This is a genomic window from Streptomyces hyaluromycini (genome assembly GCF_002217755.1).
GTDB classification, from domain to species: Bacteria; Actinomycetota; Actinomycetes; order Streptomycetales; family Streptomycetaceae; genus Streptomyces; species Streptomyces hyaluromycini.
This window is the reverse complement of sequence record NZ_BCFL01000018.1, coordinates 16,420-37,124: the sequence shown is the minus strand read 5'-3', so window position 1 is coordinate 37,124 and position 20,705 is coordinate 16,420. Positions and strand designations below refer to the sequence as shown.

The 20,705-nt window shown below is 72.4% G+C and carries 17 protein-coding genes and 1 riboswitch; of the genes, 5 read left to right on the top strand and 12 right to left on the bottom strand.

Going from position 1 to position 20,705, the window contains the following annotated elements; translation table 11 throughout:
• From cobO to SSP29_RS13275, 5 genes are read right to left on the bottom strand one after another with little or no spacing between them, the layout of a single operon-like run.
• Nucleotides 1-600 carry a cob(I)yrinic acid a,c-diamide adenosyltransferase gene (gene cobO, locus SSP29_RS13295; protein WP_089100826.1) on the bottom strand — a complete coding sequence of 200 codons (600 nt, stop codon included), beginning with the start codon at nucleotides 598-600 and terminating at the stop codon, nucleotides 1-3.
• Nucleotides 600-2,600, bottom strand: coding sequence for a putative cobaltochelatase (locus tag SSP29_RS13290; protein ID WP_089100825.1), 2,001 nt, complete (start codon nucleotides 2,598-2,600; stop codon nucleotides 600-602). The genes cobO and SSP29_RS13290 overlap by 1 nt, the downstream gene beginning before the upstream one ends.
• Nucleotides 2,597-6,253 (bottom strand): cobaltochelatase subunit CobN, encoded by a 3,657-nt coding sequence (gene cobN / locus SSP29_RS13285; RefSeq protein WP_089100824.1) that lies wholly within the window; start codon nucleotides 6,251-6,253, stop codon nucleotides 2,597-2,599. Before cobN ends, SSP29_RS13290 begins: the two co-directional genes overlap by 4 nt.
• Complete coding sequence (locus SSP29_RS13280; RefSeq protein ID WP_089100823.1) at nucleotides 6,250-7,785, bottom strand: cobyric acid synthase; 1,536 nt, start codon at nucleotides 7,783-7,785, stop codon at nucleotides 6,250-6,252. The genes cobN and SSP29_RS13280 overlap by 4 nt, the downstream gene beginning before the upstream one ends.
• Entirely contained in the window at nucleotides 7,782-8,747 is a 966-nt protein-coding gene (locus SSP29_RS13275) for a cobalamin biosynthesis protein (protein ID WP_089100822.1), read from the bottom strand. Before SSP29_RS13275 ends, SSP29_RS13280 begins: the two co-directional genes overlap by 4 nt.
• A 100-nt stretch (nucleotides 8,748-8,847) precedes the next feature.
• A riboswitch (cobalamin riboswitch) is annotated at nucleotides 8,848-8,989 on the bottom strand.
• A gap of 127 nt (nucleotides 8,990-9,116) precedes the next feature.
• On the opposite strand from SSP29_RS13275, the gene SSP29_RS61185 reads away from it, so the two are divergent.
• Nucleotides 9,117-9,458, top strand: a complete 342-nt coding sequence (locus tag SSP29_RS61185) for a DUF397 domain-containing protein (protein WP_368669240.1) — start codon at nucleotides 9,117-9,119, stop codon at nucleotides 9,456-9,458.
• Nucleotides 9,459-9,711: 253 nt separating this feature from the next.
• On the opposite strand, the gene SSP29_RS13265 is transcribed toward SSP29_RS61185, so the two are convergent.
• From SSP29_RS13265 to SSP29_RS55545, 5 genes are all read right to left on the bottom strand, one after another.
• A complete protein-coding gene (locus tag SSP29_RS13265; RefSeq protein WP_145968889.1) occupies nucleotides 9,712-10,179 on the bottom strand; it encodes a hypothetical protein in 468 nt (155 codons plus the stop codon).
• Nucleotides 10,180-10,182: 3 nt separating this feature from the next.
• Nucleotides 10,183-11,040, bottom strand: coding sequence for a helix-turn-helix domain-containing protein (locus tag SSP29_RS13260; protein ID WP_089100819.1), 858 nt, complete (start codon nucleotides 11,038-11,040; stop codon nucleotides 10,183-10,185).
• Nucleotides 11,041-11,287: 247 nt separating this feature from the next.
• Nucleotides 11,288-11,515, bottom strand: a complete 228-nt coding sequence (locus SSP29_RS13255; RefSeq protein ID WP_089100818.1) for a hypothetical protein — start codon at nucleotides 11,513-11,515, stop codon at nucleotides 11,288-11,290.
• A 19-nt stretch (nucleotides 11,516-11,534) separates the two neighbouring features.
• A complete protein-coding gene (locus tag SSP29_RS13250; protein WP_089100817.1) occupies nucleotides 11,535-12,779 on the bottom strand; it encodes an inorganic phosphate transporter in 1,245 nt (414 codons plus the stop codon).
• Between the two features lie 174 nt (nucleotides 12,780-12,953).
• On the bottom strand, nucleotides 12,954-13,724 hold the full coding sequence (locus SSP29_RS55545; protein WP_089100816.1) for a lysozyme: 771 nt from the start codon (nucleotides 13,722-13,724) through the stop codon (nucleotides 12,954-12,956).
• A gap of 196 nt (nucleotides 13,725-13,920) precedes the next feature.
• On the opposite strand from SSP29_RS55545, the gene SSP29_RS55540 reads away from it, so the two are divergent.
• From SSP29_RS55540 to SSP29_RS13230, 3 genes are all read left to right on the top strand, one after another.
• Nucleotides 13,921-14,655, top strand: a complete 735-nt coding sequence (locus SSP29_RS55540) for a class II aldolase/adducin family protein (RefSeq protein WP_089100815.1) — start codon at nucleotides 13,921-13,923, stop codon at nucleotides 14,653-14,655.
• 183 nt (nucleotides 14,656-14,838) lie between these two features.
• Nucleotides 14,839-15,966, top strand: coding sequence for an alpha/beta hydrolase (locus SSP29_RS13235; protein ID WP_089100814.1), 1,128 nt, complete (start codon nucleotides 14,839-14,841; stop codon nucleotides 15,964-15,966).
• 483 nt (nucleotides 15,967-16,449) lie between these two features.
• A complete protein-coding gene (locus SSP29_RS13230) occupies nucleotides 16,450-17,832 on the top strand; it encodes a hypothetical protein (protein ID WP_089100813.1) in 1,383 nt (460 codons plus the stop codon).
• Between the two features lie 45 nt (nucleotides 17,833-17,877).
• On the opposite strand, the gene SSP29_RS13225 is transcribed toward SSP29_RS13230, so the two are convergent.
• Nucleotides 17,878-18,291: a VOC family protein gene (locus tag SSP29_RS13225; protein WP_089100812.1), complete on the bottom strand. Its 414-nt coding sequence runs from the start codon at nucleotides 18,289-18,291 to the stop codon at nucleotides 17,878-17,880.
• Between the two features lie 116 nt (nucleotides 18,292-18,407).
• The gene (gene ypfJ, locus SSP29_RS13220) at nucleotides 18,408-19,298 is read right to left on the bottom strand and encodes a KPN_02809 family neutral zinc metallopeptidase (RefSeq protein ID WP_089100811.1); all 891 of its coding nucleotides are present in this window, start codon (nucleotides 19,296-19,298) and stop codon (nucleotides 18,408-18,410) included.
• 208 nt (nucleotides 19,299-19,506) lie between these two features.
• Between ypfJ and SSP29_RS59685 the strand changes: the two genes are divergently transcribed.
• Nucleotides 19,507-20,658, top strand: coding sequence for a PQQ-binding-like beta-propeller repeat protein (locus SSP29_RS59685; RefSeq protein WP_245883100.1), 1,152 nt, complete (start codon nucleotides 19,507-19,509; stop codon nucleotides 20,656-20,658).
• The last annotated feature ends 47 nt before the right edge of the window (nucleotides 20,659-20,705 follow it).

The following is a 20,705-nucleotide window of genomic DNA, read 5'->3' as shown; positions in this document are numbered from 1 at the left end:
TCACCACTCGATGCCCCTCTGCCCCTTCTGCCCCGCGTCCATCGGGTGCTTGACCTTGGACATGTCGGTGACGAGGTCGGCGAAGTCGACGAGCTTCTCCGGCGCGTTCCGCCCGGTGATCACGACATGCTGGGTCCCGGGCCGGTTCCGCAGCACCTCGACGACCTCGTCGGTGTCCACCCACCCCCAGTGCATCGGGTACGCGAACTCGTCGAGCACGTACAGCTGGTACGTCTCGGCCGCCAGATCCCGCTTGACCTGCTCCCAGCCCTCCCGGGCCTTCTCCTCGTTGTCCATCTGCGCGTCGCGCTGGACCCAGGACCAGCCCTCGCCCATCTTGTGCCAGTCGACGGAGCCGCCCTCGCCGGAGGCGCCCAGCACCCGCAGCGCGTTCTCCTCGCCGACCTTCCACTTCGCCGACTTGACGAACTGGAACACCCCGATGGGCCACCCCTGGTTCCAGGCCCGCAGCGCGAGCCCGAAGGCGGCGGTGGACTTGCCCTTCCCGATCCCCGTGTGCACCACGACGAGCGGCCGGTTGCGCCGCTGCCGGGTCGTCAGACCGTCATCGGGCACGACACTCGGCTGTCCCTGCGGCATTACGCGGCCCTCCTCGAACGACCCTGAACGTCCTTGACCAGCCCGGCGATCGAGTCCGCCCGCAGTTCGTCGAGCGTCACCGCCGCACCGCCCAGGTCACCCGCCAACTGCCCGGCGAGCCCCAGCCGCACCGGCCCGGACTCGCAGTCCACGACCACGGAAGCCACCCCGTCGGCGGCGAACAGCCGAGCGGCCCGGCCGGCCAGCGCGACGGGTTCCGGCCCGCCGGTGGCACGTCCGTCCGTCACCACGACCAGCAGCGCCCGCCGCGCCGGATCCCGCAACCGCTCCACCCGCAGCACGTCATGCGCCTTGAGCAGCCCGGCCGCGAGCGGCGTACGCCCCCCGGTCGGCAGCGACTCCAGCCGGGACGCGGCCGCGTCCACCGACGACGTCGGCGGCAGGGCCACATCGGCCGCGGCCCCCCGGAAGGTGACCAGCCCCACCTTGTCCCGCCGCTGATACGCGTCGAGCAGCAGCGACAGCACGGCCCCCTTCACCGCGCTCATCCGCTGCCGGGCCGCCATCGACCCGGACGCGTCGACCACGAACAGCACGAGGTTCCCCTCGCGCCCCTCCCGGTTCGCCTGCCGCAGATCGTCCCGCCGCAGCACGAGCCCCGGCCCGGACCGCCCGCGCGCCCGCTGATGCGGGGCGGCGGCCTGCACGGTCGCCGCCAGGTGCAGCTTGGTCAGGGTCCCGCGGGGCCGCCGCGCACCCGTCGTACGCCCGTGCTCGGTACGGGCCCGGGACCGCCGTCCGGCGACGCCCTCCCCGATGCCCGGCACGCTCAGCACCCTGGTGCGGAAGGGCTCGGACGCCCGCGCCGGAGCCTGCTCGCCCGCACCGGCGCCGGAGGCCTGTGGTTCGCCGTCCTCGCCGGCCTCGGGCCGCGCACCCGTGTCGCCGCCCTGCGGGCCGCCGTCCTCGGGCGACGGGCCGCCGCCCCCTCCGCCGGGGCCGTCCGGATCGGGGTCCTCGTCGTCCTCGCCGGAGAACTCCTCCAGCGTCTGGTCCAGCTTGTCCTCGTCGAGTCCCGGGGCGTCGAAGGGATTACGGCGCCTGCGGTGCGGCAGCGCCAGCAGCGCGGCCTGCCGTACGTCCTCCGCCAGCACCTCGGTCCGTCCGGCCCACGCGGCCAGCGCGGTCGCCGTCCGGGCCATCACGATGTCGGCGCGCATGCCGTCGACCTCGAAGGCCGCGCAGGTCGCCGCGATCTGCCGCAGCGCCCCGTCGCTCAGCCGCACCGACGGCAGCAACTCCCGTGCCGCCACGATCCGTTGCCGTACGGCGGCCTCCTCGCCGGCCCAACGCGTCGCGAAACCGGCCGGATCGTCGTCGTACGCGAGCCGCCGCCGGACGACCTCCACCCGCTGGTCGGGCTCGCGGGAGGCGGCCACCTCGACCGTGAGTCCGAACCGGTCGAGCAACTGCGGCCGCAGTTCGCCCTCTTCCGGGTTCATCGTCCCGACGAGCAGGAAGCGCGCCGCGTGCCGGACCGACACCCCCTCGCGCTCCACGTACGACGCGCCCATCGCGGCCGCGTCCAGCAGCAGGTCGACCAGGTGGTCGTGGAGAAGGTTGACCTCGTCGACGTAGAGGATGCCCCGGTGCGCGTCGGCCAGCAGGCCCGGCTCGAAGGCCTTCACGCCCTCCGCCAGGGCACGTTCGATGTCCAGCGCGCCCACGAGCCGGTCCTCGGAGGCGCCGACCGGCAGTTCGACCATCCGCGCCGGGCGGGACTCGTAGGCGCCCGGTTCGTGCGGGCCGTCCGGGCAGGCCGGGTCCGGGGCGGCCGGGTCGCAGGAGAAACGGCAGCCGGCGACGACGTCCACGCCGGGCAGCAGCGCCGACAGGGCACGTACGGCGGTGCTCTTCGCCGTGCCCTTCTCACCGCGCACCAGCACGCCGCCGACCGCCGGCGAGACGGCGTTCAGCAGCAGCGCGAGGCGCAGGTCGTCCTGGCCGACGACGGCCGTGAACGGGAACGGGGTACTCACTGGTCGTCGCCCTCCAAGTCGCCTTCCAGCTCCAGGTACGTCGCCCGCAGCCGCTCCAGGGTGTCCGCGTCCGGCTCGGCCCACAGGCCCCGGTCGGCGGCCTCCAGGAGCCGTTCGGTGATGCCGCGCAGCGCCCACGGGTTGGACTTCTTCATGAAGTCCCGGTTCTCCGCGTCGAAGACGTACTCCGCGCTGAGCTTCTCGTACATCCAGTCGTCCACGACCCCGGCGGTGGCGTCGTAGCCGAAGAGGTAGTCGACGGTCGCCGCCATCTCGAAGGCGCCCTTGTAGCCGTGCCGGCGCATGGCCGCCATCCAGCGGGGGTTCACGACCCGCGCCCGGAAGACGCGGTGCGTCTCCTCGCCCAGCGTCCGGGTCTTCACCTGGTCCGGCGTGGCCGAATCACCCACGTACGCCTCGGGGTTGGTGCCGGTCAGATGGCGCACCATGGCGACCATGCCGCCGTGGTACTGGAAGTAGTCGTCGGCGTCCACGAGGTCGTGCTCGCGGGTGTCCACGTTCTTCGCGGCGACGGCGATCCGCCTGAACGCGGTCTCCATGTCCCCGCGCGCCGCCCGCCCGTCGAGCCCGCGCCCGTAGGCGTAACCGCCCCACACCGCGTACACCTCGGCGAGGTCGGCGTCGGAGCGCCAGTTGCGGGCGTCGATCAGCGGCAGCAGCCCGGCGCCGTAGGCCCCCGGCTTGGACCCGAAGACACGGGCCGTCGCGCGCCGCCGGTCGCCGTGTTCGGCCGTGTCCTCGTCGGCGTGGGCCCGCACGTAGTTGGACTCCGCCGGCTCGTCCAGCTCGGCGACCCTGCGCACCGCGTCGTCGATCAACCCGACCACGTGCGGGAACGCGTCCCGGAAGAAGCCGGAGATCCGCACCGTGACGTCGATGCGCGGCCGACCCAGCTCGCCGAGGGGGATCACCTCGAAGCCGGTCACGCGCCGCGACGCCTCGTCCCACACCGGACGGCAGCCCAGCAGCGCCAGGATCTCGGCGATGTCGTCGCCCTGCGTGCGCATCGCCGACGTGCCCCACACCGTCAGGCCGACGGACTTCGGATACGCGCCGGTGTCCTGGAGGTACCGCTGCACGAGCGAGTCCGCGAGCGACTGGCCGACCTCCCAACTCAGCCGGGACGGGATGGCCTTGGGGTCGACCGAGTAGAAGTTCCGGCCGGTGGGCAAGACGTTGACCAGGCCGCGGGTGGGGGAGCCGGACGGGCCGGCCGGGACGTAACCGCCGTCCAGGGCCTTCAGGATGTGCCCGATCTCGTCCGTGGTCCGGGCGAGGCGCGGTACGACCTCGTTGCACGCGAACTCCAGCACCGCCACGCCGTCCGGCAGTTCGGTGCCGAGGACCTCCCGTACGATCACGCGGCTCTCGGCGACGGCCCAGTCCCGCTGCTCCATGCCCTCCGCGACCCGGCGGCACAGCTGCTCCAGCAGGTCGATCGCGTCGGCGGCGGTACGCGACGGACCCTCGACGAGATCCGTCAGCTCCACCGGCACCTTCACCGGCGCGCCCGGCTCGGCCAGCAACTCCTTCTCCACCAGCCCGAAATGGGCCGCGAAGCAGGCCCTGAGCCCCGGCAGCGCGTTGGCCTGCCCACCCCACACCTGCGAGGCGCGCAGCACGGCCAGCACCAGGTTCACCCGCGGCTCGCCGACCGGGCCGCCACCCAGAATGTGCAGGCCGTCGCGGATCTGCACGTCCTTGATCTCGCACAGATAGCCGTCGATGTGCATGACGAACGAGTCGAAGTCGTCCTCCTCCGGCTGCTCGTCCACGTGCAGGTCGTGGTGGAGCTCGGCCGCCTTCACCAGCGTCCAGATCTGCGCCCGGACGGCCGGCGCCTTCGTCGGGTCCAGATCCGACACCAGCGCGTACTCGTCGAGCAGCTGCTCCAGCTTGGCCAGGTCGCCGTAGGTGTCGGCACGGGCCATCGGCGGCACCAGGTGGTCGACGACCGTGGCGTGCCCGCGCCGCTTGGCCTGGGTGCCCTCACCCGGGTCGTTGACGATGAACGGGTAGACCAGCGGCAGTTCGCCGAGCACGGCGTCCGGCGCACACCCGCCGCTGAGGCCGAGGCCCTTGCCGGGCAGCCACTCCAGGGTGCCGTGCTTGCCCATGTGGACGATCGCGTCGGCGCCGAAAGAGTTGTCGAGCCACCGGTACGCCGCCATGTAGTGGTGGGACGGCGGCATGTCGGGGTCGTGGTAGATCGCGATCGGGTTCTCGCCGAAGCCGCGCGGCGGCTGGATCATGACGACGACGTTCCCGAACTGGAGGGAGGCCAGCACGATGTCGTCGCCGTCGACGTACAGCGAGCCCGGGGGCTCGCCCCACGCCTGCGTCATCGCGTCCCGGAGCTGCGGGTCGAGCTTCTCGAACCACGCCCGGTAGTCCGCGAGCGGCACCCGCGCGGGCGCCGCGGCCAGCTGCTCCTCGGTGAGCCATTCGACGTCGTGGCCACCGGCGTTGATGAGCCGGTGGATCAACTCGTCGCCGTTGTCCGGGTGTCCCTCGACCACGTACCCGGCATCCCGCAGCGCGTCCAGCACGCCTACCGCCGAGGCGGGGGTGTCGAGCCCCACCGCGTTGCCGACGCGCGAGTGCTTGGTCGGGTACGCGGTGAAGACCAGCGCGATCTTCTTCTCCGCGTTCGGCTGGTGCCGCAGCCGCGCGTGCCGTACGGCGATTCCGGCGACGCGTCCGGCCCGCTCGGGGTCGGCGACGTACACCGGGACGTCGTCCGGCCCCCGCTCCTTGAAGGAGAAGGGGACCGTGATCAGCCGTCCGTCGAACTCCGGGATCGCGACCTGCATCGCCGCGTCCATGGGGGAGAGGGCGGCGTCGGACTCGTCCCAGGCCTGCCGGGAGGAGGTCAGACAGAGGCCCTGCAGCACCGGCACGTCGAGGTCGGCGAGCGCCCCGATGTCCCAGGCCTCCTCGTCGCCGCCGGCCGAGGCCTGCGAGGCGTGCGTGCCGCCGGCCGCCAGGACGGTCGCGACCAGCGCGTCGGCCTCGGCGAGGATCTCGTACAGCCCGGCGTCCGCCCCGCGCAGCGAACCGCAGTACACCGGAAGGGCGTTGGCGCCGCGTGCCTCGATCGCGTCGCACAGGGTGTCCACGAAGGCGGTGTTGCCGCTCAGTTCATGGGCCCGGTAGAAGAGCACCCCTACGGTCGGCCGGCCGCTCTCCCGGGTACGGGAGCCGTGCACGCCGTACTCGGGCATCTTCTGCGGTTCGACGAACCCCTCGCCGGTCAGCAGCACGGTGTCGGAGAGGAACCGGGCCAGCTCGGTGAGGTTGGCGGGGCCGCCCTCGACGAGGTACCGGAGGGCCTCGGCGACCACACCCGCCGGCACCGACGACTCGGCCATCAGCTCGGCGTCCGGCACCGTCTCGCCGCCGAGCAGCACGGTCGGGACACCGGCGGCCTTGAGCGCGGCGAGCCCGTCCTCCCAGGCACGCTTGCCGCCGAGCAGCCGTACGACGGCGATGTCCGCGCCCTCGACGAGCGCGGGCAGCTCCGCCGTGACGTCGACGCGCGTCGGATTGCCGATCCGGTAGTCGGCACCGGAGGCGGCCCGGGCCGCCAGCAGATCGGTGTCTGCGGTCGACAACAACAACACAGTGCTCATGCGGGCGCTCCCGGTGGAATGAAAGGCAGTCCTTGCGGCGCGCCCGACTCGATGAGCCGCCAGAGCGCGTCCGTGTCCGCGTGCTGTTCGATCAGGTCGCCGAGCCGGTCGAGCTGCTCCTCGCGCAGCGCGGCGAACGAGGTGTCGGGGGCCGGCACGAACCGGCGGCCCGCGGCGGCCGCCACCTCGCGCAGGAAGGCCCGCCGGAAACCGTCCGACTCCAGGGAGCCGTGCCAGTGCGTGCCCCAGGTCTGCCCGACCCGGCAGCCGTCCAGGCTGTGTCCTCTGTCATCAGAGATGAACGCTTCCCCGCCGGTCACTTCACCGACCCCGTGATGGATCTCGTACCCCTCGACGCGCTCGCCGAGGGCCTTCCCGACGGGCCGGGTGAGCGTCTTCTCCCGGGCGAACCGGACGCGTACGGGCAGCACACCGAGCCCGTCGACGGCCCCCTTGCGGCTCTCGACCTCGTCCTCGATGTGCTCGCCGAGGATCTGGTAGCCACCGCAGATGCCGAGCACGGGCCGCCCCTCGGCGGCCCGGCGCCGCAGCGCGTCCGCGAGCCCCCGCTCGTGCAGCCACTCCAGGGCGCGGACCGTCCCCCGGGTGCCGGGGATGATGACGAGATCGGCGTCGGCCAGCTCCTCCGGCCGGTCCACGAACCGCACCACGACGCCCGGTTCGGCGGCCAGCGCGTCCACGTCCGTGAAGTTGGACATCAGGGGGATCGCGCAGACGGCGACCCGGAGCACGTCCTCCCCGACGGGCGGGGCCGTGTTCGACTCCCGGACGGTACCCCGCAGGGACACCCGGAGCCCGTCCTCCTCGTCGATCCCGAGCCCGTGCCGGAAGGGGAGGACACCGTAGGTGTGCCGCCCGGTGAGCCCGTGCAGCATGTCGAGACCCGGCTCAAGGAGGGAAACGTCACCCCGGAACTTGTTGACGAGGAAGCCGGCGACGAGGGCCTGGTCCTCCGGCGAGAGCAGCGCGACGGTCCCGAAGAAGGAGGCGAAGACGCCCCCGCGGTCGATGTCCCCGACCACGAGCACGGGCAGCCCGGCGTTCCGGGCGATCCCCATGTTCACGATGTCGGTCCGGCGCAGGTTGATCTCCGCCGGACTGCCGGCCCCCTCACAGATCACCGCGTCATACGTGCTCCGCAACTCGGCGAGACAGTCGAGCACGGTCCCGAGCAGCCGCTGCTGCCGCCCACCGTGGTACCCGCGTGCGCTCAGCTCACCGACCGGCCTGCCGAGCAGCACGACCTGACTGCTCTGCTCGCCACCGGGCTTGAGCAGCACGGGGTTCATGAGCGCGGTCGGCTCCACCCGGCAGGCCTGCGCCTGCATGGCCTGCGCCCGCCCGATCTCGGCACCTTCGCGCGTGACGAAGGAGTTGAGGGACATGTTCTGCGCCTTGAACGGCGCGACTTTCACACCCTGCCGCACCAGCCACCGGCAGATACCGGCGGTGACGACGCTCTTGCCGGCGTCGGAGGTGGTACCGGCCACGAGGAGACCGCCGTTGTTCATGACGCCCTCCCCGAGAGCGATCCGCGCAGCAGGGCCCCTACCGCACTCGCCCCCGCCGCACTCGCCCCCAGCGCCAGCCACCCCACCCGCCGCGACAACCGCACCGCCCGACCGATGTCCGCGACCTCCACTGCCCGCCCCTCCCCGTTCAGCACCGGCCGGTGCTCGACCCGCCCGCCATACGACAACGTCCCCCCGAGCCGCACCCCCAACGCCCCGGCGAACGAAGCCTCCACGGGTCCGGCGTTGGGACTCGGATGCTTCGCCGCGTCGGCCCGCCAGGCCCGCACCGCTCCCTTGGTGTCACTCCCGGCCACGGCGGCCAGTACGGCGGTGAGCCGCGCTCCCGGCCAGCCCGCCACGTCGTCCAGCCGCGCCGAAGCCCATCCGTACCGCCGGTACCGGGCCGACTTGTGCCCGACCATGGCGTCCAGGGTGTTGACGGCCCGGAACCCGAGGAGCCCCGGCACCCCGCCGACGGCTCCCCACACCAGCGCGCCGACGACGGCGTCGCTGGTGTTCTCGGCGACGGACTCCACGACCGCCCGTGCGATCCCGTCGGCGTCCAGGGCCTGCGGATCCCGTCCGCACAGATGCGGCAGCCGCGCACGGGCCGCCTCGACGTCGCCCGCCTCCAGGGCGCGCCCGATGGCGCGGGCCTCGCGGGACAGTGAAGTGCCCCCGACGACGGCCCAGGTGGCGGCCGCGGTGAGCGCGACGGACGCGGCGGTGGACGGTCGTACGACCCGTTGGGCCACGGCGCCCAGCGCCACGGCGCCACCGGCGCACACGGCGGTGTGCAGCGCGCCCCACCCGCGGTGGTCCCGCCACAGCACCCGCTCCACGGCCCCGGCCGCCCGCCCGAACACGGCGACCGGATGCCCCCGGCGTGGGTCGCCGAGCAGCAGATCACCGAGAAGGCCGGCGGCGGCGCCGTACGCGAAGACGCGATCGGCACCCATCGGCTCAGCCGGCCGCGGGGTCGGGGACGGGCCGGGTACTGAACCTCGGTCGGCAGCCGCGCATGGCGATATGTCCTCACTCAGGGTGTCCGCGCCCTGGTTCGACGAGACCGGCGGTGAGAGTTCCTGGCTCCCGGGGATTGCTACCCCGGTGACAGTGGCGGGACCGCGCCGGATTCACACCGGCTTCCTCCCTTGCCGCCGTACATGGCTCCGGAAGTCCACCACGCCCCTGGAAGACCCGTCAACTTGCCGTTGACCTGCTACGGAGGAGTGTGCTGAGGCCCACACACAGGCTGGTTTGGTCACTGGCCGACCGGGTCCGGTCTCTCTAGACTGAAAAAGAGAGTCCGGCGAGCGGTAGGGCGAGTGGTGGAGGGCGTTTGCGGCCCATTCCTCGGAGGGCCTGTCCGGCTGCGTGCGGCGACGCTACGGTTTGCTGGCATCGGCGGACACCTTCGAGATGCGAACTCGCGAGTCGAGGAGGTCGGTGTGGTCGACGGGGGCCCGTCCGCGCGTGCGTGGCGGATCAGCAGCCATTCGTTGAACGGCGATACCTGCGTGGGGATTGCCGTCGTCTCGGGAGGGGTGCTGGTCCGCGACACGAAGGATCCGACAGGCTCGGCACTCATCCATCTCGCGCGAAGCCCCTGGCACTTGTTTCTCGTGGGGCTCAGATCCCGCCCTTTCAGCGACGCCGAGCGGATGTGACCGACCTGGGAGGGGAGCCAGATGTGGAGCGACAGCGGAAGCCGGGGGACACACCGAACTGACGGGCTAGTCCTCGCGGGGTACTGCGTGATGTGCGGTCTGGTGGCGAGCGTGGCGGGAGCAGCCGGTTCGCTCCTGGTGGACGGCACTGGGAACAAGTTGATCGTCTGGGGGACGGTGGCGCTCGCCGTCGCCTTGGCCGGGGGCGTGGGCTGGGGATACGGCCTGGAACCGGTCCGTCGTCTCGTGCACCTCACTCCTGCCCGCCCCGGCCCGGGCGCCGCAGGAAACGGCCGAGAGCGACACCGGCCGCGCTGAAGGCACTCGTGGCGGCCAGTCCCAGAGCGACGGCCACCGGCCTCGGTATCGACAGGTGGATGCCACGAGCCGCGTAGCAGAGGAAGCCCAGGGAGAGCACGACCGCGACTATGCACAGGGTCGCGGCGGCGAACCGCTGGATCGCGGTTCTGGAGAACGCCTGGTCCTCCGCTATGCGCTGATTGCTCTCGGCATCGCGAATGGCCTTGAAGTTCTCGGTCTTCGGGTCGTGGTCGGTGATGCGGTCGAGTAACTGGTTGTCCGACAGGGGATCGATGCGCTGAGGCTCCTCAGGGGGCGCATCGGCCTCCGTCATCACATGGAAGCGCTCACGTCCCCGGAACCGCAGTGCTGCAGTAAGTTGTTCGGTGAGCCGCCCCATCGCCCCTCCCGTAGGGCTCATGGCCTAACTGGTGCCGAAGTCCCGTGCTGCGTCGTCGATCAGGGCGACGGCATCGTCACCCTTGAGTGCCATGTCGGTGAGCAGCGCGAAGCACTCCTGGTACCGGGCGATGAGTTCGTGGTCGTCCCGGACGGCGATCTGTCCCGTCGCGTGCTCCAGCCACAGCAGGTCGTCGTCGTCCTTGAAACCGAGCAGGATGAAGCTGCCGAGCGTCGCATAGTGGGCGCCCGCGTCGAAGGACAGCACCTGGAGGGTCACCCGGGGGTGCTCCATCAGGTTCTTGAGGTGCTGCAGCTGACGGCGCATCACGGCGGGTTCGCCGATCCGGCGGCGCAGGGCCGCCTCGTCGACCACGAACATCAGCTCGGGGGACTCGTCTCCCTCGAAGAGCCGGTCCTGGCGGGCCGTGCGCAGTTCCACCACGCGGCGCACCTGCTCCTTCGGAGCCTGAGGGGCGAGCAGTGCCTCTGCGTAGTCCTCCGTCTGCAGGAAGCCCGGGACGGCAATGGCGTGGTAGGTGCGTACGGTGTCGGCGGCGCTCTCGTATCCCAGGTACTGGGTGAACGGCGGGTTCAGTACGTCGGCGAAGGGCGTCCACCAGCTCTGTCCCTTGGAGCCCCGGGCCGCCTCTTCCAGTTCGGAGACGAGCTGGGCGTCCGTCACCCCGTAGCGGGTGAGCAGGGCCCGCAGGTCGGTGACCGAAAGGCTGACTGCGCCGGCCTCGATGCGGATGATTTTGGAGAGCGACCACTCCAGGGCTTCGGCCGCCTCACGTTGAGTCAACTCGGCCTTCTCCCGTGCCCTGCGCAGCTCGATGCGTAGCCTGCGTCGGTTCAGGCTCGGATCCAATGGCCGGGGCATCCTGCCCTCATTTCTTTGCGTCTGGGCCGAAGTGCGGGACTGGCGGAACGCTGGGATCGCTTCGACCATACCAGGTGGCTATGCCCAATATGCCATATGTCACTTCGCCATTTCCTGCGGATATGGCGACCTGATGGTGGCGTGTCGGCTACGTCTGATCAGGACATGCGAAACGCGGGGCGGGGAAGCGTGAATGTGCGCTTCCCCGCCCCGCGGGACGGTAGGGAGTGGTGGTTCGCCCGAGGCCTCAGGCCTTCGCCACGATCAGGTGGATGCCCCATGCCACGGCGGCCGCGCAGCCGGCGAAGCAGAGGTAGGCGGCGGTCACTGCCAGGGTTGCGGAGTTGCCCTGGGCGGTGGCGCGTTCGCGGGCGGAGAGGCCCTTGATGCCGAGGGTGAAGAGGGCCACCAGGCCGACCGTGGCCACGAGGCTGACGCCGAAGACGGAGCCGATGGCTGCCCAGTCGATGTTCATGTCGCTTCTTCCTCGGGGGTCAGACGGTGGCGGCCGGGTCGGTCGCGGGAGCGGCCGGGGCGGGGGCGGGGATCATGGCGGTCAGGTCCTCCGTGACCGTGCCCGCGGGCGGCGGGGTCACGGCGGCGATCGCCGTGGTCACCACGCCGGCCGGCTCCGTGGCGTCGGTGTCGTTGACGTTGCCGCTGTCCACGACCTCGCGGCGGGAGAGCTTCCAGATCGCGGCGCTGGCGGCCACGAGGAAGACGGCGACGACCGCCGTGCCCCAGTCGCCGAGGTCCGTCACGGACTCGGCGAGGGCGCCGACCAGCGCGGCGGCCGGGAGCGTGAGCACCCAGGCGACCATCATGCGGGTCGCCGTGGACCAGCGGACCGTGCCGCCCTTGCGGCCGAGGCCCGCGCCCATCACCGAACCGGAGACGACGTGCGTGGTGGAGAGGGAGAAGCCGAGGTGGGAGGAGGCCAGGATGGCGGTGGCCGCGCTGGTCTGGGCGGCGAAGCCCTGCTGCGGCTGGAGGTCGGTCAGGCCCTTGCCCATGGTGCGGATGATCCGCCAGCCGCCGATGTAGGTGCCGAGCGCGATCGCGAGGCCGGCGGAGAGGATGACCCAGGTGGGAGGGTTCGAGCCGGGGGCGATGGAGCCGCCCGCGATCAGCGCGAGGGTGATGATGCCCATCGTCTTCTGCGCGTCGTTGGTGCCGTGCGCGAGCGAGACCAGTCCGGCGGAGGCGATCTGGCCGGCGCGGAAGCCCTTGCGGGTGGCGTTGTCGTCGGCGTTCTTGCCGATCCCGTAGGACAGCCGGGTGGCGAGCATCGCCGCGAGGCCCGCGACCACGGGGGCGGCGACCGCCGGGAGCAGGACCTTGGTGACGAGCACGTCGCCGTGGACCGCGCCGAGGCCGGCGGAGGCGACGGTGGCGCCGATCAGACCACCCATCAGGGCGTGCGAGGAACTGGAGGGCAGGCCCACCAGCCAGGTCACGAGGTTCCAGAGGATGGCGCCGACGAGCGCGGCGAAGATGACCTCGGGACGAATGCCGTTCTCGTCGACGAGACCCTTGGAGATCGTGTTGGCGACCTCCACCGAGAGGAAGGCGCCCACCAGGTTGAGCGCGGCGGACATGGTCACCGCGATCTTGGGCTTGAGCGCACCGGTCGAGATGGTGGTGGCCATCGCGTTGGCGGTGTCGTGGAAACCGTTCGTGAAATCAAACGCGAGTGCGGTTACCACCACAATCGCCAAGATCAGCGAGAAGTTTTCCATTTACCCAGGCAATCTTTCGAGGTCATTGGCTGTTTGACCGTAGGCAACCTGGATGAACGGAAAGTGAACTGGGGCGGTCTTGGCGGTGTATGAAATCGACTTGAGGGTGTCCCGGGGCTGGGTGGACCGAAGCCGCCGTCCCGGTGCCGGTCCGGCGGCCCAGTCCCCCCTTGACTAGAGGCCCGAGGCAAACGACCTCAGCCGGCCCGCCGACCCGTTGAAGAGATTCTGGTCACCCGGCAGGCTGCCGCTGTTGTCGTACTGCCAGAAGGTCCAGGACGACCATCCGGCCGGCAGCGTTCCCGCGTCCGCCGAGCCGTGGCGGGCGATCCACAGCGCATGGTCGGCGGCGAACGCGCTGCTGCCGCCGGTGCAGAGGTTCCACCAGTTGGTGGTCGTGTAGATCACCGGCCGCCGGCCGGTCTCCCGCTGCAGTTCATCGCTGAAGGACCTGATCCACTTGACCATCCCGGAGTGGCTCAGTCCGTAGCACCTGTGCTTCTTGTCGTACGGGTTGTACTCGACGTCGAGCGCGGGCGGCAGCGTCCAGCCGTCCGCCGTCCAGGTGCCGCCGTGGCTCACGAAGTACGCGGCCTGCCGGGCGCCCGACGACTTGTCCGGCAGGGCGAAGTGGTAGGCGCCCCGCAGGATTCCCGCCCGGCGCGAACCGTTGTACTGCTGGTCGAAGTACGGGTTGCGGTAGGTGGTGGACTCGGTTGCCTTGATGTATACGAACCTGGCGCCTTTCGCCTTGGCGCTCGGCCAGTCGACGTTCTTCTGGTGCGAGGAGACGTCGTGCCCCTTCGGCAGGCTCGCCGCGGACGCCGGTGTCCCGGCGAGCGCGGCCGTGGTCCCCGCGAGGGCGAGCGCCGCCAGGGACGCCGCCAGGATGCGGATGCGGATGCGGATGCGGTGGCGGGACGGCGGAATGCGGTCACGGGCCATGTTTCCCCCCGGAATGGCTACGTGTACGAAAAATCGTCCAGAGATTATTGGAAGATCGGCGTATCCTCGGCGATCTTCGGCCAAGACGGGAAATGGAACGCTTTGTGTCGATTTGCGCTCTACTGGATTCGGGACGCCCGGTCTAAAGTGCCCTGCCGCGCGGGCCGGTTGGGACGTCGCCTGGCAGGATCGGGCCATGGCTGAGCAGCGGCGGGACGAGCGTGACGGACGGGACGGACCCGCCGGCGCACAGGGTGTGTCGGAGCCGCGAAGGCGGGATGTACGCGCGGAGGAGGCGAGTGCCTGGCTCGAACTCGTCGCCACGGCCCGGCGCACGGTGTCCGACGGACTGGTCGTCGGCACCTCCGGCAACGTCTCGGTCCGCGTCGGCGACACCGTGCTGGTCACGCCGTCGGGCGTGCCGTACGACAGGCTCACCCCGGACGACGTGACGGGGGTGGACCTCTCCGGCCGCCAGGTCCTCGGCACCCTGGTCCCGACCAGCGAACTGCCGATGCACCTCGCCGTCTACGGCAGCACCGACGCCGGGGCGGTCGTCCACACCCACGCCGTCCACGCGACGGCCGTCTCGACGCTCGTCCCCGAGCTGCCGGCGATCCACTACATGTCCGCCGCCCTCGGTGGCGCGGTCCGGGTTGCCCCGTATGCGACGTACGGCTCCGGCGAGTTGGCCGAGAACATGCTCCGCGCCCTGACCGGCCGCTCCGGCTGCCTCCTCCAGAACCACGGCACGATCACCTACGGCACCACCCTGACCCAGGCCTACGACCGCACCGCCCAGCTGGAGTGGATGTGCCGGCTGTGGCTGACGGCGTCCTCGGTGCCCGGTCTGACCCCGAGCCTGCTGTCGCCGGAACAGGTGGCGGAGGCGGGCGAACGGCTCCGCGGTTACGGGCAGCGACGGGGCTGAGCCCGCTCGGATCGCCCTCGCTCGCTGCCCGCCGCGACGGCGCCGGGCCGCGACGGCGCCGAGTTGCGGCGGACCTTTCCCGCGGTGCCGGACCGCCCTCGCCCGCCCGAAAGCCCGCCCCGCTCGCAGAAGCCCCCCGCCGCTCCACTGGCCGCCGTCGATGTCCGCCCCGACACTGGACAGGTGCGCCCAGTCAAAGTCACGGCCGCTGCCCTCGGTGCCGTACTGGCCGCCGGTGCGGCCGGTGTGGCCGCGGGGCGGTTCGCCAGTGACGCCGCGCTGAAGGCACCGCCCGGCCGGCCCCTGCCCACCGAACCCCGGCTCACCGTGCACGGCACCGCGGCCGGCCGCATCACCCTCACCCGGGACCTCGCCTCGCTGCGCCCCGGCACCTACGGCCTGGCCGGCGACGGCTCGCACGCGGTCGTCGGAGCCGTCCTGGAGGCCGCCGCGGACACCGCCGACACCGTCGTACGGCGGCTGGAGCGCGTGACCCACGGCACCTTCGCGACCGGCGACAGGGCCTGGCTCACCGCCAACGTCCACATCGGCAACCCGGACACCGCCCTGGGCCTGGAGTACGCCGACATCGACCTGCCCGGCGAACTCGGCGCGCTGCCCGCCTGGTTCGTGCCCGGCCACCGGGACACCTGGGTGATCGCGGTGCACGGCCTCGGTACCACCCGCGAGCACCCCATGAACGTCCTGGCGTTCCTGCACGCCCGGCGCCTGCCGGTGCTCGCCCTCGCCTACCGCGGCGACCTCGGCGCCCCGCGCCCGCCGGACGGCCTGAACCACCTCGGCGAGAGCGAGTGGCGCGACCTGGACGCGGCGATCCGCTACGCCGTCCGCTACGGCGCCCGCCGTGTCGTCCTGTACGGCTGGTCCACCGGCGCCACCATGGCGCTGCGCGCCGCCGCCCACTCGGCACTGCGCGAACGGATCTCCGGCCTTGTCCTGGACTCCCCGGTGCTCAGCTGGGAGGCCACCCTGCGCGCCCTCGCCCAGGCCCGGCACACCCCCGAGCCCCTGCTGCCGCTCGCGGTGCGCGCCGCCCAGGGCCGCGCCGGCCTGCACGCCGACCACGTCGGCGACCCCGTCGACCCGGACCACCTCACCGTGCCCACCCTGATCGTGCACGGCCCGGACGACACGGTGGCCCCCTGGGCGTACTCCCGCCGGCTCGCCGAGCGGCGCCCCGACCGGGTGGCCCTGCACACCGTCCCGGACGCCCCGCACGGCGCGATGTGGAACGCCGACCCGGAGGAGTACGAGGAACGGCTGCGCCGGTTCCTCACACCGCTGATGTGATGCGCGCTGATGCAATGCGCCCCCGATGTGGTGTGCCCCGGCGCGTGCGCTCCCTGGTGTGTGCGCTGCCGGATGCGCGCGGTCCCGCCTACGCGCGCCGCCCGAAGCGCGCGCCCCTGATGCGCGCTCTTCGACGCGTGCGCCCCTTGAAGCGCGCCCCTTCGCCCGATGGCATCCCGATGTGATTCTTCCCGCACCCGCCGGCCCTTCCCCTCCGCGTTCCCGACCCCTCCCCGTCCCAAGCCGGAGACCCCGATTCCAGCCGGTTCCGAAGGTTCCGTTTAAGGCCGTACCACTGGCCTGAACATGTCTCCCCGCCTCCCCTCGCACCCCGTGCGTTGGCCCACCCCGTCGCCCGCCGTGACATTCCGTTTGGGTTTTCGGACCGTCAACCGGAAGACTGCACCCGTGACGTCCCGTATCCCGCGCGACTCAAGGCTTCGACTCGTCCGAACGCGACCCCTGGCCGCCGCCCCCCGAGCGATGAACCAGCGGCCCGCGCGCCGCCCCGCACCCCGCCCGCCCGAGGGCACCCCGGCCCCCGCCGAGCTGGCCAGAATGGCTCGGTCCGGCCTCGCCGGCGCGGCCCGCGTGGCCCACTGGGCCGACACCGCCCTCGGGCCCGGCAGCGACGGCGCCACCGCCGACGGCAAGGCCACCCTCTCCGACGCGTCCGCCGAACGCGCGTCCGAGGACCTGGGCCTGACCGTCGCTCAGGTCCGCGCCGACTGGGACACCGCCCGCCTCGCCGGTCTGGTCGAGGTGCACGGCGACAGCGCACGCCCCGGCTGGCGCCTGCGCGCCTGGGACCGCGACGACAGTGCCGTGCTGCGCGGCTGGGTCGCCCTCTTCGACGCCTGGTCGCTCGCTCACCCGGAGCCCGCGGAGTTCGAGGCCGCCGCCGTCGCCGAGGTCGTCTCGGCCATGCCCCAGGTGCTCTCCTTCCTCCAGCTGTCCGCCGGTCCCGTCCCGGTCGAGCAGCTCCTGGACCTGCTGGGGCAGCGGGTCACCGAACTGCGCACCGAGCGCTGCGAGGTCCCCTACGACACGGAGACCGGGACCGCCGGGCCGCTCGCCGCCGTGCGCTCCGCCGACGCCGACCCGGCGGACCACGCCCCGGCCGAGGACCCGGCCCCCGCCGACGAGGCCGAGCTCGCCCCTCTCCTCGACTGGGCCCTGCACGCCCTCGCCTCCGTCGGAGCGCTGACCTACGGCGACGGCCAGGCCACCCTCACCCCGCTGGGCAGCTGGGCGGTCTGGGTCAAGCTGGAGCAGATCTGCGTCGCCGCGCAGAGCCCCGCCGGGAACATCGAGGTCGCCGCCGAGGAGATGCTGCGCGGCTGTGCCCAGCTCCGCCCCAACGCGGCCCGCGCCGAGTACCGCGCCTGGCTCGCCGCCCGCCCCGTCGGCGGCGCCGTCACCGAACTCGTGGACGCCGCCCGCGGCGAGGACGCCCTGCTGCGCGGCCTCGCCTTCGAGGCGCTGCGCGTCGTCGGCGCCCCTGCCGAACCGGACGTCCGCGCGGTCGCCGACGAGCCGACCCTGCGGCCGTACGCCCTGCTGTGGCTGGCCGAGCACGACGGGATCGACCCCGAGGACGCCCACGAGGTGCTCACCAGGGAAGAGGCGACCTGGCTCTGGGTGGACACGGCCGCCGCGGTCGCCGACCACGGCGAGGCGCCGCTGCTGGTCCGCCACCTGGAGTCGGCGCTGCAGCCCACCGTCCCCGTGCTGCTCGACGAGGTGCGCGCGGTCGGTCACCCACGCACCGTGCAGGTCCTGGTCGCGCTCGCCGCCGCCCACCCCGACCCGGCGCTGGCCAAAGCCGTCCGCAGGGCCGCCTTCCAGGTGCACACCGGCGGCTAGCGGCAGCTACAGACCGGGCCGGCCGCCGGGTCGGGCCGAGGCGGATCAGACCCCTATCTCCGGGGCGTACGTGCCGAAGCTCCAGATGTTGCCCTCGACGTCCCGGGCCATGTAGTCCCGCGAACCGTAGTCCTGGTCCGTCGGGGGCATCAGGATCTCGGCGCCGTGGTCCACGGCGCGCTGGTGGTGCGCGTCGACGTCGTCCACGACGAGGTACACCCCGGTCGGGCCCGCGCCCTCCATCGCCGCGTCGAACCGGCCGCCGCGGCCCTTGGAACCCAGCATGATCGCGCCGTTGCCCTGCACCAGCTCGGCGTGGAGCACCATGCCGTCCTCGCCCTCGTACACCGACAGTTCGGTGAAGCCGAAGGCCTCCGTCAGCTGCTTGATCGCAGCCTTCGCGTCCGTGTACAGCAGCGACGGATAGATACTCGGCCGCCCGCCACTCGTGCCCGCCATCCCGATCACTCCCTTGTGTACCGGTCCCCCGAAAGCCGTCGTTCCGGCCTGGTCCCCAGTCTTGCACCCGGCACTGACAACGTCCCCGGCCCGCACCGTCGTTGCAGGTCGGCGACTCAGCGGAAGGTGTTGCAGCGCGCCATGTCCCCGCTCCGGTACCCCTGGTAGAACCACTGCTGCCGCTGCTGCGCCGACCCGTGCGTCCACGTCTCCGGCGTCACCCGCCCCTGGAACCGCTCCTGGATCCGGTCGTCCCCCACGGCCGCCGCCGCGTCCAGCCCGTCCTGGATGTCCGCGGCCGTCAGACTGGTGATCAGCGGCCGGCCGGTCGACTCGTCCTTCGTGGTCGTGGCGTGGTGCGCCCACACCCCTGCGTAGCAGTCGGCCTGCAGCTCCACCCGCACCGAATTGCTGTTCACGCCGGTCAGATTGGACTGCGACCTGCTCAACGTGCCCATCAGGTCCTGCACATGGTGCCCGTACTCGTGCGCCACGACGTACGCCTGGGCGAACGGCCCGCCGCTCGCCCCGAACTTGGACCGCAGCTCGTCGAAGAAGCCCAGGTCCAGATAGACCTTCCGGTCGCCCGGGCAGTAGAACGGCCCCACCGCCGCGGTCGCCGTCCCGCACGCGGTGCCGACCCGCCCGCTGAAGAAGACCGTGGGGGAGGCCGTGTAGGTGCCGTGGCGCTGCCGGAACTCCTGCGTCCAGAAGTCCTGCACGCTGTTGACCACGGCCACGATCCGGCAGTCCTCCTTGCTGTTCGCGTCCTTTCCGGTACGGCAGCTCTGCTGTACCTGCGCCAGCGAGGAGGAGGCGGGCGCGGGCGAGCTGTCCCCGGAGGAGAGGCCCAGCTGGTCCGGGCCGACACCGAGGAACAGGGCGAGAAGCAGCGCGATGAGGCCGACCAGGCCGCCGCCGACGGTCGCCTTTCCGCCCGGGATCCGGCTGCTCCGCACATCCTGCACCTCGGAGGTGTCCAGGTTCGCGTCGTCGTCGAACTGCATGGGGCACCGCCTTCTGCTCGCACCGTCCCCCACAACCACCTTGCGCCATCGGCGCCGTCACTTCGCGCCGATGACCGGACGAACGCCCGAACGGGCGATGTCCCGCCCCGCCCCCGCGTCACGCCCGCCCGCCCGTGCCGGGCGTGGCTACGCTCTGCGCCTGACTCATGGCACAGGGGTGCCCGCTCGGGCGCCGAAGGGGGAAGGGGTGGCGGTTCTGCACCACGGGAGGACCGAGCCACCCGACACCGAGGCCTGCCCGGCACAGTCTGCGACCGCCCGCCGCGACCAGCCCCAGACGGCCCTCCCCGAGCAGTCTCTGACCGCCTGCCGCGACCAGCCCCCGACGGTTCTCCCCGAGCAGTCTCTGACCGCCTGCCGCGACCAGCCCCCGACGGTTCTCCCCGAGCAGTCTCTGACCGCCTGCCGCGACCAGCCCCCGACGGTTCTCCCCGAGCAGTCTCTGACCGCCTGCCGCGACCAGCCCCCGACGGTTCTCCCCGAGCAGTCTCTGACCGCCTGCCGCGACCAGCCCCCGACGGTTCTCCCCGAGCAGCCCCCGACCGCCCGCCCCGAGCCGTATGCGACCGCCCGCCCCAAGCAGCCCCGGGCCACCGTTCCGGAGCGGTCTTCGGCGGTCTTTCCACAGCGGGCACCGACCGCCTTCCCGGCGGCACCCCCCGCCCGCAGGCCCCTCAAGCGCCTCCTCGCCCCCGCCCTCGTCCTGCTCCTGGCGGCGGTGCTCCTCTCCGTCGCCCACCAGATCCGCCCCGCCCCCTACGGCGACCGCCTCACCCCCGGCCCGCCCGCGCACACCGCACGCGCGCGTGGCGACGTCGTCGAGGCCTACGACGGGCGGACCCTGCGCTGGCGCTACGCGCGCGTGGGGCGCCGCCCGCTCAGCGTGCTGCCCGCGCGCGGGCACGCGTTCACCGTCTGGGACGACGGGCTCGTCACCGACACCGACGGCCGCTCCGTGCGCTGGCACCGTGCCCTGCCCGCGGCGACCGGCTGGCTGCGCACCAGGGGCGGCGCCGGCGTCCTGCGCCCCCTGGGCCGCGGCATCCTCGCGATCGTGACCCCGGCCCGCATCGCCGCGTACCGCACCGCCGACGGCGACCTGCGCTGGGTGCTGCCCGCACGCGCGGGCTGCGCGTTCCGCCCCGAACGTGCCGTACGTCACGGCCCCGCCCTGCTCGTCGCCCAGCCCTGCGCGCACGGCGCCTGGACCGCGCAGCTCGTCGCCGTGGACGACCTGGGCGGAATCGCTCCGCACCGCACACCGCTGGGCAACGAGCGCCCCGGCGCGGGCCGCCCCGAACACCCGCGCACCGAAAAAGCGCTTGCGCCGCCCCGTTAGACTTGGCCCATGGCCATTCTCCTCGCGCATTAGACGGCGGGAACGTC

What these genes read in the sequence shown, in the direction of transcription:
- cobO (WP_089100826.1), bottom strand. Translation starts at nt 600, where the DNA reads ATGCCGCAGGGACAGCCGAGTGTCGTGCCCGATGACGGTCTGACGACC.
- cobN (WP_089100824.1), bottom strand. Translation starts at nt 6,253, where the DNA reads ATGAGCACTGTGTTGTTGTTGTCGACCGCAGACACCGATCTGCTGGCG.
- SSP29_RS13280 (WP_089100823.1), bottom strand. Translation starts at nt 7,785, where the DNA reads ATGAACAACGGCGGTCTCCTCGTGGCCGGTACCACCTCCGACGCCGGC.
- SSP29_RS13275 (WP_089100822.1), bottom strand. Translation starts at nt 8,747, where the DNA reads ATGGGTGCCGATCGCGTCTTCGCGTACGGCGCCGCCGCCGGCCTTCTC.
- SSP29_RS13265 (WP_145968889.1), bottom strand. Translation starts at nt 10,179, where the DNA reads ATGAGCCCTACGGGAGGGGCGATGGGGCGGCTCACCGAACAACTTACT.
- SSP29_RS13260 (WP_089100819.1), bottom strand. Translation starts at nt 11,040, where the DNA reads ATGCCCCGGCCATTGGATCCGAGCCTGAACCGACGCAGGCTACGCATC.
- SSP29_RS13255 (WP_089100818.1), bottom strand. Translation starts at nt 11,515, where the DNA reads ATGAACATCGACTGGGCAGCCATCGGCTCCGTCTTCGGCGTCAGCCTC.
- SSP29_RS13250 (WP_089100817.1), bottom strand. Translation starts at nt 12,779, where the DNA reads ATGGAAAACTTCTCGCTGATCTTGGCGATTGTGGTGGTAACCGCACTC.
- SSP29_RS55545 (WP_089100816.1), bottom strand. Translation starts at nt 13,724, where the DNA reads ATGGCCCGTGACCGCATTCCGCCGTCCCGCCACCGCATCCGCATCCGC.
- SSP29_RS55540 (WP_089100815.1), top strand. Translation starts at nt 13,921, where the DNA reads ATGGCTGAGCAGCGGCGGGACGAGCGTGACGGACGGGACGGACCCGCC.
- SSP29_RS13230 (WP_089100813.1), top strand. Translation starts at nt 16,450, where the DNA reads ATGAACCAGCGGCCCGCGCGCCGCCCCGCACCCCGCCCGCCCGAGGGC.
- SSP29_RS13225 (WP_089100812.1), bottom strand. Translation starts at nt 18,291, where the DNA reads ATGGCGGGCACGAGTGGCGGGCGGCCGAGTATCTATCCGTCGCTGCTG.
- ypfJ (WP_089100811.1), bottom strand. Translation starts at nt 19,298, where the DNA reads ATGCAGTTCGACGACGACGCGAACCTGGACACCTCCGAGGTGCAGGAT.